This is a genomic window from Pseudomonas sp. 1 (genome assembly GCF_056626735.1).
Genome location: NZ_JBWXMQ010000011.1, coordinates 124,098 through 141,507, shown reverse-complemented (window position 1 = coordinate 141,507; position 17,410 = coordinate 124,098). Strand labels below are relative to the sequence as shown.

Here is a 17,410-nt window from a genome sequence, read left to right as displayed (position 1 = left end):
TTTTTCCGGTTTTTACGCAGTGTTGCGTCTAATTATCATTAACTAATAAAACTGCACTCGCACTTCAGGAGCATCCCGAGCAAATGCAAGCCTTAAAGTTGTCCCGCACCCCTCTGGCCGAGGCCATCTCCCGCCGCAATCCGCGTGGCGCAATGCTGTCAGGTGCTCTGCTGACGCTGATGCTATTGGGCAGCACCCAGGTTCAAGCGACGCCGGTCGACGTCAACATCCCTGCGCAACCGCTGTCCCGGGCACTGCAACAGCTTGGGCAACAAGCCAATCTGCAGATTCTCTACAGCCCGGAATCCCTGGCTGGCCTGAACTCGACCGCAGTATCCGGTCACCTGGAACCGAAACAGGCGCTGGACAACTTGCTGCTGGGGAGCGGCATGACCTATCAACTGACCGGCAACTCGGTTTCGCTGGTGCCGGCCACCGGTGCAGACGCGGGAAACGCGCTGGAGCTGGGCGCGGTCTCGATTTCCGGCAAGGCGCCGGGCTCGACCACTGAAGGGTCCGGGCTGTACACCACATATTCGTCCAGCAGTTCGACGCGCCTGAACCTGACTCCCAAGGAAACCCCGCAGTCACTGACCGTCATGACCCGTCAGCGCCTGGACGACCAGCACCTGACCAACCTCAGCGATACCCTCGACGCCACTCCGGGCATCATCGTGCTGCGTGACGGTCAGGGCGCCGAGTCCGACGGCTACTTCTCCCGTGGTTTCGAGATCCAGAACTTCGAAATCGACGGCGTGCCGACCGTCAAGCGCATGGACAACTACACCCAGAGCATGGCGATGTACGACCGGGTGGAAGTGGTGCGTGGCGCCACCGGCCTGATCAGCGGCCTGGGCAGCCCTTCGGCCACCATCAACCTGATCCGCAAGCGCCCGACCGCCGAGGCTCAGGCCAGCGTCACCGCCGAGGCCGGCAACTGGGATCGCTACGGCACCGGTTTCGATGTCTCCGGGCCGTTGACCGAAACCGGCAACATCCGTGGCCGTCTGGTCGGCGACTTCAAGACCGAACAGTCCTGGATTGACCGCTACAAGCAGGATTCGCAGCTGATGTATGGCATCACCGAATTCGACCTGAGCGAAGACACCTTGCTGACCATGGGCTTCAGCTACCAGCGCACCGACGTCGATTCGCCAATGCGTTCGGGCCTGCCGACGCGCTTCACCGACGGTTCGCGCACCAACCTCAAGCGTTCCCTGAACTCGGCGCAGACCTGGTCTTACAACGACCACGAACAAACCAGCTTCTTCACCTCGATCGAACAACAGTTCGGCAATGGCTGGAGCGGCAAGGTTGAACTGACTCACTCCGAAAACAAATTCGACGAGGTCTTCAACTACGTAAACGGCACCCTGAACCCCGACGGCAGCGGCACCACCCAACTGCCGGTACGCTTCTCCGGCACCCCGCGCCAGAACAACATCGACGCCTACCTGACCGGCCCGTTCGGCCTGCTGGGACGCGAGCACGAGCTGATTGCCGGTGTGACCCTGTCCAACTACTACGAAAACGTGCCGAGCTACGGTGGCTGGAAATACGACTACTCCAGCTCCCCGGCCGGTGCCATCGACAACCTGCTGAACTGGAACGGCAACTCGGTCAAACCCGAATTCAACGTCACCGGCAAATCTACCGTCGATGAAACGCAATACGCCGCTTACCTGGCCACCCGGCTGCGCGCCACCGATGACCTGAGCATCCTGCTCGGCAGCCGCGTGGTCGACTGGCATCGTGACACCGAAGACAAGCCGTACGGCGCAGCAGAAACCAAGACCAAAGAATCGGAAACCGGTGTCTACATTCCTTACGCGGGTGTGGTCTACGACGTCAACGACACCTGGTCGCTGTATGCCAGCTACACCAAGATCTTCAACCCGCAATCGTCCTGGGTTCGCGACATCAACAACAAGCCTCTGGATCCGATGGAAGGCACCGGCTACGAAGTCGGCGTCAAGGGCAGCCACTTCGATGGCAAGCTGAACTCCAGCTTCGCGCTGTTCAAGATCGAGCAGGACAACCTGGCGATCTGGATCGACACCCCGGGCGGCAACACCTACAAGTCCGAACAGGGCACCACCACCAAAGGTGCTGAATTCACCCTCGATGGCGAACTGGCCGAAGGCTGGCAAGCGTCTGCCGGTTACGCCTATGCCGTCAGCACCGATGCCGATGACAACCGCATCGTCACCACCCTGCCCCGTCACAGCCTCAAGACCTTCACCAGCTATCGCCTGCCGGGCATCCTGGACAAAGTCACCGTCGGCGGCGGCGTGAACTGGCAGAGCAAGACCGGTGCCGACCTGCATACCTTCCAGCAAGGCAGCTACGCCGTCACCAACCTGCTGGCACGCTACGACATCAGCAAAAACCTCAGCGCCTCGGTCAACCTGAACAACGTATTCGACCGCGAATACCTCAGCTACGCCGGCGACCACGGGATGTACGGCGCACCGCGCAACATCATGACCGGGTTCAAGTACACGTTCTGATTTAACCGCTGCAATACAAAAAGCGCCCCGGTCTGACCGGGGCGCTTTTTTTGGGATGAACGTTTAATGACACAGCAAAGCATGCGGAAGGAAGCCAGGTGTAATTCGAACTACACCAACGGCAGACAAGGTTTCAAACCGGAACAGCCAAGCGCCTGAAACCGGACGTCACGACCGGCCTCTTCGCGAGCAGGCTCGCTCCCACAGGGACGGGTATTGAAGGCCTGATGTGGAATGAAGCGCACATCAGGCCAGGGCGGATCAGACCGTTTCGGGATACATCACGGTGCGCAGCACGCTCACCAGTTCCTGATAGATCGCCTCGACCTCTTCGGTGACCATGCGCATGCGTAAAAAGTCATGCACGTGGCCGCCGAACTCGCGGCATTCGAGCAAGCCGCCCGCCGCCGCCAGACACTCGGCGTAGGCGCGGCCTTCATCGACCAGCGGATCGAAGCCTGCCAGCGCCACGTAGGCCGGGGCTGCGCCGTTGAGGTCGGGGCTCAGCAGTGGCGAGAAGCGCCAGTCGCGGCGATCCTCGATGCTGCGGGCGTAGTGCTGGTAGAACCATTCCAGCGTTTCGCTTTCCAGCAGGTAGCCTTCACCGAGCAAGTCCATCGACTCTCGGCGCTGCGAGGCGTCGGTCACCGGGTAGCAGAGCAATTGCAGGCACGGTTTCAGCGCGCCGGGCGCACGCGCCTCAAGCGCCAGCACGGTCGCCAGCGTGGCGCCGACGCTGTCGCCGCCAAACACCAGGCGCGACAGATCGAGATCGAATTCGCCGGCCTGTTCGCGCAGCCAATCCAGGGCATCGGCACAATCGTGCAACGCCACCGGGAATTTGTGTTCCGGCGCGCGGCGGTAGCCCACCGACAGCACCGCACACGGTGTGCGCGCGCAGAACTCACGGCAAATACCGTCGTGGGAGTCGAGGCTGCCGACGACGAAACCACCGCCGTGCAAAAACAGCAGCACCGGCAAGACACCGTCCTTGTGCAACGGACGGTACAGCCGCAAGGTCAGCTCGGCGCCGTCGCGGGCAAGGTGTCGCACCTCACTCACTTCGACATCCGGCACCTCCCAACGCATCTGTTGCGAGGACTGCTCGAACGCCTCCCGGGCCTGCTCGGGTGTCCCTTGGTGAAACGCAACGTTCCGACTGTCTTCGACCAGATCAAGAAACGCCGCTACTTCCGAATTCAATGACATGCACCCCATCCCGGGCCGATGCGCACAATGCGCACCGGCCCTCTCAAAAAGTTAAAGACCGGCTCAACCCGCCGACTGTTGCAGGCAATGCTCGACCAGCGCTTCCAGCTCGGCCTGATACTGCTGCATCAAGGTCTCGATGGTGCTTGGGCGGAAGCGACGGGTGCTGTACATGCAACGCATCGACAGCTTGCCGTCGAACACCTGACCGACAATTTCCAGCCAGTTGCCGAGGTTGGCATCCAGGCTGTAGACATCGCCGATGTGCTCGTGCGCCGGCATCAACATCGCCTGCTCGTCAAAGGTCTGGTCGAACTGTCCCAGATAGTTGAAGGTCAGCCGCGCCTGGGGCAACGCCGCCAGACGCTGTTGCACCGATGCATCCGCCATGTAGCGCAGCGCGCCGTAGCCGACGCCTTTCTGCGGCACAGCAGCCAACTGCTCGCGGACCGCCAGGATCGAAGCGCCAAAATCCTGCTCCGCCAACGGCGCCAGCCGCACCGGGAACATGGTGGTGAACCAGCCAAGCGTGCGGCTCAGATCCAGACCTTCGACCAGGTCCTCACGACCGTGCCCTTCCAGTTGCACCAGCACCGACTCGGCCTCGCTCCAGCGACACAGCACACGACCGAGGGCGGTCAGCAGCAGATCGTTGATCTGGGTGCCGTACACCGCCGGCGCCTGTTTGAGCAGTTGCCCGGTGCGGGTGGCGTCGAGCCCCATGAACGTTTCTTCGCGAAAACGCACCAGGTTCTTGCCGCGCGGGTTGTCACACGGCAGATCCTTGCCCGGCTGATCCAGTTGTCCGAGCCAGTAATCCAGCTCTTGCCCGACCAGTGCCGGCACCTGCGCCGCCAGGCCATCGGCCCAGGCGCGATAGCTGCTGGTGCGCTGCGCCAGTTGCGGCTCGCGACCCTGGCTGAACGCCTCGTACGCGAGTTGCAGGTCTTGCAGGAACACCCGCCACGACACCGCATCGATTACCAGGTGATGCACCACCAACAGCAAGCGCACCTCGCCGTCCGGCAGATTCACCAGCAGGCCGCGCATCAGTGGCCCTTCGAGCAGGTTGAGGCTGCGCTGGGCTTCATTGACCAGTGCGTCGAGTTGCTCGATGTCGCTGATCTCACGCTGCCACAGCAACGGGTTGTGCCCGGCGATGCACAAGCTGTCCTGCAGCGTTTGATAGTGCTGCAACCAGCGGCCCTGATCCTGATAGAAGCGCAGCCGCAATGAGTCGTGCTGCGCCAGCATCAACCGCAGCGTCTGCTCCAGCGCCGGGGCATCCAGCGCCTGGCGCGAACGCAGCATCATCGCCTGGTTGAAATGATGCGGTTCGCTCATCCCCTCGGCGAAGAACCATTCCTGGATCGGCAACAGACCAAACGCCCCCGCCTGAGCTACATGACTGCTGTCGGCGGTCTGGCTCGAGCGCGCGACCGCTTGCTGGTCGAACAGGTTGCCAATGGTCTGGAAGCGCATCAGGTCGCGCAGCTTGATGTCCAGTTTCAGTTGCGGATGGTTCCGCGCCCGGGAAATCACTTGCAGGCTGAGAATCGAATCACCGCCCAACTCGAAGAAGTTGTCGCTGATGCCGACCTGCTCCACTTGCAGGACATCGGCCCAGATCTCGGCCAGCCACGCTTCCTGCTCGTTGCGCGGCGCCTGATATTGATCGGCGCAAAACTCAGGCTCGGGCAGCGCCTTGCGGTCCAGTTTGCCGTTCGGCGAGATCGGCAGGCGCGCCAGACTCATGATCTGCAGCGGCACCATGTATTCGGGCAACTGTGCGCGCAACAGGGTCTTCAGACGCTCGCCGGCGTTGTCGTCGGTGCTGACCACATAGCCGATCAACTGTTTGCCGGAGACGCCGTCACGGGCGATGACCACGGCATCGGTGACACCGTCCTGAGCGCGCAGGCAGGCTTCGATTTCACCCAGTTCGATGCGGAAACCGCGAATCTTCACCTGATGGTCGGCGCGGCCGACGTAATCGAGGATGCCGTCATGGCGCAGGCGCACCAGGTCGCCGCTGCGGTACAGACGGCTGCCCGGTGCCCCGAACGGATCCGGCACGAAGCGCTCGGCGGTGATGGCCGCACGGCCATGGTAACCACGGGCAACCCCGTAGCCGCCGATATACAACTGGCCGGACAAGTCCTGTGGCAGCGGATTGAGATCGTCGTCCAGTACCCACAGCGAGCGTTGGCCGACCACTCGCCCGATCGGCGCATAGGCGGCAGCGCAGGCTTCATCGTTCGGCGCTTTCCAGAGCATTGGCGTGACCACGGTTTCGGTCGGGCCGTAACCGTTGGTGATGAACTGCGGCTGCAACACGCGGCGCACTTGCGCCAGGGTCTGCTCCGGCACCGCGTCACCCCCAAGGCAGTAAATGCGCACCTTCGGCACGGCCATGCCGCTGGCCTCGACATACTCGGCCACCTGTTTGAGGTAGGCCGGCGGGAAGCAGGCAATATCGATCGAACGGTTGAGCAAGGCGTGGCTGGTCTGCTCCGGTGTCCACAGTTCATGATCGCGCAGCACCAGCGTGCCGCCAAAGGCCAGCGTGGTCAGCCAGCGTTCATGGGCGCCGTCGAACGCGAACGACATGAAGTGCAATTCGCGCGTGCCGGCATCCATCTCGTACAACTCACGGATTGCCTGGCAATGCATGCTCAGCGGTCCGTGGGTCACCGCCACACCTTTGGGCAAACCGGTGGAGCCCGAGGTGTAGATCAGGTAGGCGAGGCTGTCATCACAGGTCTGTACTTGCGGGGCCGTGTCGGGGTACTGATTGCCGTCGAAAAGGTCGAGATCAAGCAATGGCAGGTTCGCCGGCAATGGCAAACGCTGGCTGGCGGCGCCACGGCTGATCATCTGACGCATGCCGGAGTCTTCGATCATGAAAGCCAGGCGATCGGCCGGATAGTCGATGTCCAGCGGCACATAGGCAGCGCCGCTTTTGAACACGGCGAGCAGAGCCACCAGCATGTCGAGCGAACGTTCCAGTGCGACACCGATCAGCACTTCCGGACCGGCACCCGCGGCGATCAAATGATGCGCCAGCTGATTGGCACGGCACTCGAGTTGCGCGTAGCTCAACTGCTCGTCACCACATTCGGCGGCAATGGCCTCAGGGCGTTGCGCGGCAATCATCGCCGGCAACAGCGCGCGCCGATGCACCGCCGCCGGTTCTGCGCCCCACTGCTGCAAGGCCTGCCATTGTGGCGCGGCCAGACGCTGCAGGTTGCCCAGACGCTCCGTCGGCTGCCGCATCATGCTGTGCAGCAACACTTCCATGGTCTGGCGGATCCGCTCGACCGCTTCGACACTGAAACGATCACGCAGGAACAGGTACTCGATGGAGAACTCTTCTCCCAGATGCACCGCCAGGTCCATCGGGAAGTTGGTCACGTCATGGCTCGCCGAGGCGCCGAAGCGCAGGCCGCCCGGTGCCTGTTCCAGACGCTGGTCGATCGGGTAGTTCTCGAACACGATGATGCTGTCGAACAAGGCTTGCCCGCCCTGCCCCGACCAGCGCTGAATATCCGCCAGCGGTGCGTGAGCATGTTCACGCAGATCGAGGTTATAGGCCTGCAGACTGCTCAGCCAGGCATTCAGCGGCTGCGCCGGATCGAGGGTCTGGATCACCGGCAAGGTGTTGATGAACAGCCCCAGCATGTTGCCGGCATTCGGCAACCCTTCCGGGCGCCCGGCCACGGTGGCACCGAATGCCACGCTGTGCTGACCGGTGTAGCGCTGCAACAGCAGCAACCATGCGCCTTGAATCAAGGTGTTGGCGGTAATGCCCTGAGCCCGGCAATGCTGCTGCAACAAGGCGGTCTGCTGTGCATCCCAACGGGTGTACAACGCCTGGTGGCCGTGCTCGGCGGATTCGTGACGCGGGTGCATCGCCTGGCTCAGCGCGGTCGGTTCCACCAGTGTCTGCAAGTGGCCGCGCCAGAACTGCTCGAGTTGCGCCGAATCCTGCTGCTGCAACCACGCGATAAAGTCGCGGTAACGACCGCTCTCGCCCTCGATCTGGCCGGTGGCGTAGTGCTGCAGGACTTCGCCGAACAACTGCGAACTGCTCCAGCCGTCCATCAGGATGTGATGGCTGGTCCAGATCAACTGGTACTTGTCGGCGTCCAGACGAATCAGGCGCGTGCGTTGCAACGGCATGCGATCCAGCTCAAAACCCTGAACCCGCTGCTGGCGGGCGAACTCGGCGAGTTGCGCCTCATCCATCGGCGTGTCCAGCGCTTGCAGGTCAACAATGCCCTGACGGTGGACGACCTGCACCGGTGACGCCTGGCTGTCTTGCCAGTGGAACGACGTGCGCAGGATTTCGTGACGCTGCACCACGCATTCCCACGCGGCACGGAAGCGCTCGATATCGAGGCCTTCGACCGACAGGTTGAGCTGGTTGACGTAAAGATCGTCGCCATCATCGGACAAGGTGTGGAACAGCATGCCCTGCTGCATCGGCGACAACGGATAGATGTCTTCGATGTCCGCGACCGGCACCGGCAAACCGTCCAGACGTGCCTGGTCCAGCGCTGCCAGCGGGAAGTCCGACGGCGTCAGGCCGTGGTTGCCCGGGGTCACGCAGTGTTCGATCAGCGCCGTCAGTTCACGCCCGTATTCATCGGCCACAGCCTGCACGGTCGCGCTGTCGAACATTTGCTCGCTGAAGCTCCACGACAGGCTCAGTTCACCGCCATACACCTGACCGTTGACCGACAGCCAGTTGCCCAGCGGGGCCCGTTCGCCGAGGTCACTGCCGGCACTTTCGCCGGCCGGCAGGAACAGCGCGGCTTCGTCGAACTGGCTATCGAACTGGCCAAGGTAGTTGAAGGTGATTTTGGGCACAGGCAGCGCTGCCAGCGCCTCACGCGCCGAGGCATCGCCCAGATAACGCAAGGCGCCAAAACCGATGCCCTTGTCGGGAATCGCACGCAGTTGCTCCTTGATCTGTTTGATCGATTCAGCGAAACCGCTGGCCGGCGTCAGGTGTACCGGGAACACGCTGGTGAACCAGCCGAGGGTGCGGCTCAGATCGATATCGTCGAACAGGTCTTCACGACCATGACCTTCCAGCTGAATCAGTGCCGAATCATGCCCGTTCCAGCGACTGATGACCCGCGCCAGTGCGGTCAACAGCAAGTCGTTGACCTGCGTGCGATAAGCCGCCGGGGCCTGTTGCAACAATTGTCGGGTCAGCTCCGGCGCAAGGCGCGTCTGCACACTTTGCGCGTAGCGGTTTTCCAGGCTGCCGTCCGGACGTTCGCACGGCAAAGTGGCGGTCGCCCCGCGCAAGTGCTCACGCCAGAAGGCCTGCTCGTCATCGAGGCTGGCGGTGTGTGCCTGCAAGCGTTCGGCCCAGGCTTTGAAGGCGCTGGTCTTGGCCGGCAACGCGACCTCGCGCCCGGCCTGGATCTGGCTGAATGCGGTTTGCAGATCTTCCAGCAGGATCCGCCACGAGACACCGTCGACCACCAGGTGATGCACCACCAGCATCAAACGCTGAGTGTGATCCGGCAGATCGAACAACACACCGCGCAGCAGCGGCCCGTCGAGCAGATCGAGACTGCCCTGGGCCTGCTGACAGATCCCTTCGATGTCAGCCGAATCCGTCAGCGTGCGCTGCCAGAGCAGTTCCTGCACAGGCTCGGGCGGGCGGTGCGTGGCGGTCCAGCCTTCAGTCGTTTCAATGAACGACAGGCGCAAGGCATCGTGATGCGCAACCAGTGCCTGAAGCACCTGCGCGACGGTCCCGGCATGCAGAGTCATCGCCGGTTTGAGCAGCAGCGACTGGTTCCAGTGATGCCGCTCGGGGATCTCGCTGGCGAAGAACCATTGCTGGAACGGCAACAACGGCGTCGCCCCGCTGACCGGCCCCTGATCGATGCTCAGCACCGTGCCGCCCGATTGTGCGACCGCCGCCAGTGCCTGCACGGTCTGGTGCTGGAACAGATCCTTGGGCGTGAACTGGATACCGGCCTGCCGCGCACGGCCGACCACTTGAATCGAGATGATCGAATCACCACCCAGTTCGAAGAAGTTGTCTGTGGCGCTGACCCGCTCAAGGCGCAGGACATCGGCCCAGATCGTGGCGATGCGTTGCTCCATGTCATTGCGCGGCGCCACGTAGCTGTTCTGCATCAGGCTGGCGTCCGGTGCCGGCAGCGCCTTGCGGTCCAGTTTGCCGTTCGGGGTCACCGGCAGGTTCGACAGCACCATCAAGTGCGCCGGCACCATGTGCGCCGGCAGACTCTCCTTGAGGGCGTCGCGCACGCTGTCGCGCCATTCGCCCAGTTGTGCCTCCTCCACCGGCTGCGTCGGTACCAGATAGGCCACCAGTTGCTTGCCGCTCGGCCCGGCGTGCGCCAGCACCACGGCTTCACGCACGCGGCTCAACTCCAGCAGGCGTGCTTCGATTTCGCCCAGTTCGATGCGGAAACCACGGATTTTCACCTGATTGTCGACGCGGCCCTGATAGTCGAACACGCCATCGGCGCGCTCACGCACCAGATCGCCGCTGCGGTACAGACGACTGCCCGGCGCCCCGAACGGATCGGGTACGAAGCGTTCGGCGGTCATTGCCGGACGGTCCAGATAACCCCGGGCCAGCCCGGTGCCGCCCAGGTACAACTCGCCCATCACGCCCTGTGGCAATGCGTTGAGGTCAGCGCTGAGCACGCAGGTGCTGCGGTCGCCGATCCGCGTACCGATCGGCGCATAGGCCGCGCCGCACACGTCGCCGCGCCCGGCCTTCCAGATCAACGGGGTGACCACGGTTTCGGTCGGTCCGTAACCGTTGATGATGTGCTGCGGCGCCAGCGCCGCACGCGCCCGTTCGAAACTGTCGTTGGGCACGGCATCGCCGCCGAAACAGTAGATGCGCACCGCTGGCGGCTGGCCGACCTGTTCGGCGTGCTCGGCCAATTGCTGCAAGTACACCGGCGGGAACGCCGCCACCGTCACGCCGTGCTGTTGCATGGCGGCATAGGTCTGCTCCGGACTCCACAGACTGTCATCGCGCAGCAACAGCCGCGAGCCATGGGTCAGTGGGGTCAACCAGCGTTCATGAGCGCCGTCGAAAGCGAACGACATGAAGTGCAGCTCGCAATCGTCCGGGGTCATTTCATAGCGCTGACCGATCGCCTGGCAATGCATCGCCAGCGGTCCGTGTTCCACGCATACACCCTTGGGCTGGCCGGTGGAACCGGAGGTGTAAATCACGTAAGCAAGGTTTTGCGGGTGCACCTCGACCTGCGGCGCCACGTCTGGCCACTCGGCGGTCGGCAACGTGTCCAGATCCAGTGCGCGCAAACCGGTGCTCAGCGGCAACCGCGGGCGCAGTTGCGAATCGCTGAGCAACAGCGCGATGCCCGAATCTTCGATCAGATAGGCCAGGCGCTCGCGCGGATAACCGGCATCCAGTGGCACATAGGCGCCGCCGGCCTTGAGCACCGCGAGCAAGGCCACCAGCATCGATGGGCTGCGCGGCAGGGCGACGCCGACACGCACTTCCGGCCCGACGCCTTCATGGATCAGCACATGCGCGAGGCGGTTGGCCCGGCTTTCAAGCTCGGCGAAAGTCAACGTCTGATCGCCGCAACGCACGGCTTCCCGTTGCGCCTGCTGCGCCGCGATCACCGCGATGCGCTGATGCACCAGCAACGGATCCGTGCACGGTTGCGCACGATTGCTGTCCTGCAGACGGCGCTGTTCTTCACCGCTGAGCAGGGTCAACGCGCCGAGACGCGCATTCGCCGACTGCACGAACTGCTCCAGCAACGAAGCCAGTTGCGCGTGCAAACGCACAATCGCCTGCGCGCTGAAACGGGCGGCGGCAAAGCTGTAATGCACCGACAGGGTTTCGCCGAGGTTGACCCCGACCGTCAGCGGGAAGTTGGTTTGTTCACGGGTGTCGACCGCGCCGAAATTCAGACCCAGCGACGAGCCTTGCTCCAGCGCTTCGGAGATCGGGTAGTTCTCGAACACCAACAGGTTGTCGAACAGGCCATCGCTGCCCTGCCCCGACCAGCGCTGGATATCGGCCAGTGGCGTGTGTTCGAAATCACGCAGGCCTACGTTGAGCTCCTGCACGGTTTGCAGCCACTGGCTGACCGTCAGTTGCGGCTCTGGACGGGCAATCACCGGCAGGGTGTTGATGAACAGGCCGACCTGCTGCTCGACCCCCGGCAGATTGGCCGGACGCCCCGACACAGTGGCGCCGAAGGCCACGGTCGATTGCCCGGTGTAACGTTGCAACAGCAACAGCCACGCCGCTTGCACCAGGGTGTTGAGGGTGACTTTTTGCTGACGGGCAAACTCGCTCAAGCGCAATGTGCCCGTGGCGTCGATCCACTGCTGATAGTGCCCGGTACCGCCCTCGGCGCTCGTCGACCGATCCGCCAGCCCCTGGGCCAGGCGGGTTGGCTCATCAAATTGAGCCAGACGCTCGAGCCAGAATTGCTCGCTGAGCTGACTGTCCTGACGCTGCAGCCAGGCGATGTAATCGCTGTAGCGGCCAATGGGCGCTGCAGGCACCTGCCCGGCATAGCGTTGCAGCACTTCACCGAGTAACTGCGAGTTGCTCCAGCCGTCGAGCAAAATGTGGTGGCTGGTGTAGAGCAGTTCGTGGCGGTCTTGCGCGGTGCGCACCACCACCAGGCGCAACAGTGGCACCTCGTTCAGATCGAACGGACGGTTGCGCTCGGCCTCGGCCAGCGCATCCAGCGCTTCGTCCGGTTGGCCGCGCCAGTCGTGAACGGTGAACGGCAGCGTGGCCGAGCGTTCGACGATTTGCAGCGGCTGAGCCTGCGACCCGCCCCAGACAAACCGCGTGCGCAGAATGTCATGGGCCTCCAGCGCCGCTTGCCAGGCCTGACGGAAACGCTCGACATCAAGCCCTTCCACCGACACCCGCATCTGGTTGATGTAATCGCCCGAACCCTGTTCGTACAGGGTGTGAAACAGCATGCCCTGTTGCATCGGCGACAGCGGATAGATGTTGTCCACCGATGGCGGATCGGTGATCAGCGTATCGAGCTGCGCCTGAGTCAGGTCAGCCAGCGGGAAGTCCGACGGCGTCACACCGCGGTTGTGCGCCTCACAGCAATGGGCGATCAGCGCATTGAGCTCTTGTGCATAGTCGTCAGCCAGACGCTGGATCGTCGCCTGATTGAACATTTCGTGGCTGAACGACCAGCTGAGGCTGAGCTCACCGCCATAGACCTTGCCGTTGATGTCCAGCCAGTTGGCCAATGGTGCCAGCGAACTCTGCTCGCGGCCGGTGCTTTCACTGGCGGGCACGAACAGCGCGGCCTCGTCGAACTGGCTGTCGAACTGCCCCAGATAGTTGAAGGTAATGCGCGGCACCGGCTGCGCGGCGAGCGTCTGCCGCGCGTGTTCGTCGCCCAGGTAACGCAGGGCACCAAAACCCAGGCCCTTGTTCGGTACGCCACGCAGCTGTTCCTTGACCGCCTTCAGCGAGTCGGCCAGGCCCATGGCCGGGGTCAGACGCACCGGGAACAGGCTGGTGAACCAACCCACGGTGCGGCTCAGGTCGATGTCGTCGAACAGCGCTTCACGGCCATGACCTTCGAGCTGGATCAGGGTCGAGGCCTGACCGGTCCAGCGGCAGATCACCCGCGCCAGCGCCGTCAGCAGCAGATCGTTGATCTGCGTGCGATAGGCGGCGGGCGCCTGCTGCAACAGTTGGCGGGTCTGATCCGCATTCAGGCGGGTTTCCACGCTCACCGCGTGACGGTTCTGCAAGCTTGCCGCAGGGTTGTCGCAAGGCAGGTCGGAGGGCGCTTCGCCCAACTGGCCGGCCCACCACGTCAGTTCCTGTTGCAGCTCACCACCGGCGAACGTTTGCAGGCGTTGCGCCCAGTCCTTGAACGGGCTGGTCTTGGCCGGCAGTTTGACTGTCTGGCCGTTCTGCAGCTGCTCGCAAGCGTTCTGCAAATCTTCCAGCAACACGCGCCAGGACACACCGTCGACCACCAGGTGATGGATCGCCAGCAACAGGCGCTGGCTGCCATCGGCCACATTCAGCAGCACGGCGCGCAACAGCGGGCCGTATTGCAAATCGAGGCTGCCTTGCGCGGCGTCGCACACCGCTTCGATTTCGCCGGCGTGCTGCACGCTCGCCTGTTGCAGCAACGGCCGGTTATCCGGCGCGCGGTGCGTGGCCGTCCAGCCTTCGGCACCTTCGCTGAAGCTCAGGCGCAAGACGTCGTGATGCGCAACCAGTGCCTGCAAGGCGTGCTCGAGGACATCGGCGTCGACCGCTTGCGAAGGTTTCAGCAGCAACGACTGGTTCCAGCGCTGACGCTCGGGAATCGCCAGCTCGAAGAATCGTTGCTGGAACGGCAGCAACGGCGTGCTGCCGGTGACGGCGCCCTGCTCGATGCCGAACGCCGCGTCGCCACGCTGGGCGACCCGGGCCAGACCTTGCACGGTCTGGTACTGGAACAAATCCTTGGGAGTGATGCGCAGGCCGGCCTGACGCGCACGGCTGACCACCTGGATGGAGATGATCGAGTCGCCGCCAAGGGCAAAGAAGTTATCCGTGACGCCCACCTGTTCCAGCCCGAGCACGGCCTGCCAGATCTCGCACAATTGCCGTTCGTTGTCGTTACCCGGCGCCAGATAGGTGTGCTGCTCCAGCACTGCGTCAGGTTTGGGCAGCGCCTTGCGATCAAGCTTGCCGTTGGGGGTCAGCGGCAGTTTTTCGAGGAACAGCCAATGCGCCGGCACCATGTATTCGGGCAGGTGCTCGCGCAGAGCGGTCTTGAGCACTTCGCGCAGTCGCGCTTGTTCTTCGGCGTTACCCAGGGCAGCGCTCGGCACGATGCAGGCGACCAGTTGCTGACCGCTCGCGCCTTCCTGCGCCAGCACCGCCAGCTCGCGCACCGTGTCTTGTTGCAGCAAACGCGCTTCGATCTCACCCAGCTCGATGCGGAAACCACGCACCTTGACCTGATGGTCGATACGCCCGACGTATTGCAGGTTGCCGTCAGGCTGATAACGCGTCAGGTCACCGGTGCGGTAGAAACGCTCGCCCGGAGCGCCGAACGGGTTCGGCAGATACTTTTCTGCGGTCAACGCCGGCCGGGCCAGATAACCGCGGGTGATGCCGGCACCGGCCAGGTACAGTTCGGCGGCGACGCCTTGCGGCACCGGTTGCAACTCGCCATCGAGGACATAGCTGGCGGTGTGTTTCAGCGGCCGGCCGATGCTCGGCTGGCCACCCGCCGTGCGCCGTGTCCAGGTTGAATAGGTGGTGTCTTCCGATGGGCCGTACAGGTCGAAAACATGCTCGACCGTCGGTTGCGCATACAAGGTGTCGACCAGCGACTGCTTGAGCGGCTCACCGGCCAGATTGATGATGCGCACGCTCGGCGGGATCTCGCCGCTGCGTTGCAGGGCGGCAATCGCCGACGGCACGGTGTTGATCAGGCGCACCTGATCGCGGGCCGGCAACTGCGGCAACTCCAGGGCATTGCGAGCGATGATCAGCGAACCACCGTTGGCCAGAGTGACAAACAGCTCCCACACCGACAGGTCGAAACACACCGACGTCGAGGCCAGCACGCCTTGAATATCGTCGCGGCTGTACACCGATTGCGACCAGTCGATCAGCGCCAGCACGTTGCGATGGGCAATCGCCACGCCTTTCGGTTTGCCGGTCGAACCGGAGGTGTAAATCACATACGCCAGGTTGTCGGCCGACACCCGCGTTTGCGGCGCATGCGCCGGATACGCGGCGAAATCCTCGGCGGCGTTGTCCATCAGCAGCACGTCGGTGTCCGCCGCTGTCGCCAGACTGGCGGCGACGTCCCGTTCGGTCAGCAGGCACAGCGCCCGGCTGTCTTCGAGCATGTAGGCGACGCGGTCGGCCGGGTAATCCGGGTCGAGCGGCACGTACACGCCCCCGGCCTTGAGCACGGCCAGCAGCGCGACCAGCAGATTCTCCGAACGCTGCATCGCCACGCCGACGCGCACCTCCGGACCGACGCCTCGCTCGATCAACGCATGCGCCAACGGGTTGGCCCGTGCTTCAAGCTCGGCATAGGTCAGATGCCGCTCGGCGAACGTCACCGCGCGTGCATCCGGGGTCTGCGCGGCCTGCCGGGCGATCAACTGATGAATGCACAGGTCGCTGGCAAACGGTGCGTCGACAGGGTTCCAGTCGTGCAGCAATACCTGCCGCTCACTGGCATCGAGCAACGGCAATTCGCCGACACGTTGTTGCGCATCGCTGACGATGCCCTTGAGCAACGCCTGCAAATGCCTGCCCATACGCTCGATGGAGGCGGCTTCGAACAGGTCCGTGGCGTAGATCAGCGAGGCCCACACGCCCTCCGGCGATTCGTGGGTTTCCAGGGTCAGGTCGAACTGCGCCGTGAGGCTGTCCCAGTTCACGCTTTCAACCGCCAGCCCCGGCAACTGCATGGCCTGCCGGGCCTGCCGCGCGCCACTCTGATGGTTGAACATCACCTGGAACAACGGGCTGCGGCTCAGGCTGCGTTCCGGCGCCAGGGCTTCGACCAATTGCTCGAACGGCAGATCCTGATGCGCCTGCGCGCCCAGCGCCGCTTGCCTGGCCTGGGCCAGCAAGGCGCTGAACGTCATGCTGCTGTCGAGGGTGGCGCGCAAAACCTGGGTGTTGACGAAAAAGCCGATCAGCCCTTCGGTTTCCGCGCGGTTGCGGTTGGCAATCGGCACGCCGATGCGAATGTCGTCCTGACCGCTGTAGCGATGCAGCAAGGTCTGGAACGCGGCCAGCAACAGCATGAACATCGTCACGCCTTCACGGCGCGCAAGGTCCTGCAGGCCTTTGCTCAACGCCGCGTCCAGCTGCATGTCCAGACGTGCACCGCGATAGCTTTGCACCAGCGGGCGCGGATGATCGGCCGGCAGTTCCAGCACGCCCGGATCCGAGCCCAGATGTTCGACCCAATAGCTCAATTGCCGCTCGCGCTCACCGGCGTCCATCCAGCTGCGTTGCCACTGGGCGAAATCGGCGTACTGGATCGGCAACGGTGCCAGCGTGGCCGGTGCGCCCTGACTGAACCCGGCATAGAGTTCGATCAGTTCGCCGACCATCACTTGCATCGACCAGCCATCGGAAATGATGTGATGTTGCACCATCACCAGAACGTGATCGTCCGGTGCCAGCCGCAGCAGGCAGACCCGCAGCAAGGTGTCCTGTTCCAGATCGAACGGGCGGGCAATCTCGGCTTCGATGGCCGCACGCAAACGCGGCTCATCGACTTCGCCCTCCAGCTCGCGAACCTCGATCTGCAAGGCAAACGGTGCCTTGATCAGCTGAATGGCCCTGTCCTGATCACCTCGGGCAAACCCGGTGCGCAGACTTTCGTGACGCTCGATCAGCGTATCGAAACTGCGCTGCAGCACCGCCATGTCCAGGGCGCCGCGCAAGCGCAACGCCGTGGGAATGTGGTACGCCGCGCTATCCGGCTCCATCTGCCAGAGAAACCACTGCCGCTCCTGGGCATACGACAAAAGCAGCGGTTCACCTTCGGCGCGCCGGAAAATCGGCGCGATGCCATAAAGGTTAATGCCCTGTTTGCCCAGTAGAATCGCCAGCGCCTTGCGTTTCTCAGGAGAAAGCGCGCCTACCGATTCAATCAACTGCTGCATGCCGT

Annotated in this window: 3 protein-coding genes; 1 reads left to right on the top strand and 2 read right to left on the bottom strand. The window is 63.4% G+C overall.

Annotation, left to right across the window (positions count from 1 at the left end; all coding sequences use genetic code 11):
* The first annotated feature begins 83 nt into the window (after nt 1-83).
* Nucleotides 84-2,510, top strand: a complete 2,427-nt coding sequence (locus AC1MDC_RS17950; protein WP_480393432.1) for a TonB-dependent siderophore receptor — start codon at nt 84-86, stop codon at nt 2,508-2,510.
* Between the two features lie 261 nt (nt 2,511-2,771).
* Here AC1MDC_RS17950 and AC1MDC_RS17945 read toward each other — a convergent pair whose 3' ends face one another.
* Nucleotides 2,772-3,719 (bottom strand): alpha/beta hydrolase, encoded by a 948-nt coding sequence (locus AC1MDC_RS17945; RefSeq protein WP_480393431.1) that lies wholly within the window; start codon nt 3,717-3,719, stop codon nt 2,772-2,774.
* A gap of 63 nt (nt 3,720-3,782) precedes the next feature.
* Nucleotides 3,783-17,405, bottom strand: a complete 13,623-nt coding sequence (locus AC1MDC_RS17940; RefSeq protein ID WP_480393430.1) for a non-ribosomal peptide synthase/polyketide synthase — start codon at nt 17,403-17,405, stop codon at nt 3,783-3,785.
* Nucleotides 17,406-17,410 lie beyond the last annotated feature (5 nt).

Excerpts from the sequence above, each read along its gene's own strand:
- AC1MDC_RS17950 (WP_480393432.1), top strand. The coding sequence starts at position 84 with ATGCAAGCCTTAAAGTTGTCCCGCACCCCTCTGGCCGAGGCCATCTCC.
- AC1MDC_RS17945 (WP_480393431.1), bottom strand. The coding sequence starts at position 3,719 with ATGTCATTGAATTCGGAAGTAGCGGCGTTTCTTGATCTGGTCGAAGAC.
- AC1MDC_RS17940 (WP_480393430.1), bottom strand. The coding sequence starts at position 17,405 with ATGCAGCAGTTGATTGAATCGGTAGGCGCGCTTTCTCCTGAGAAACGC.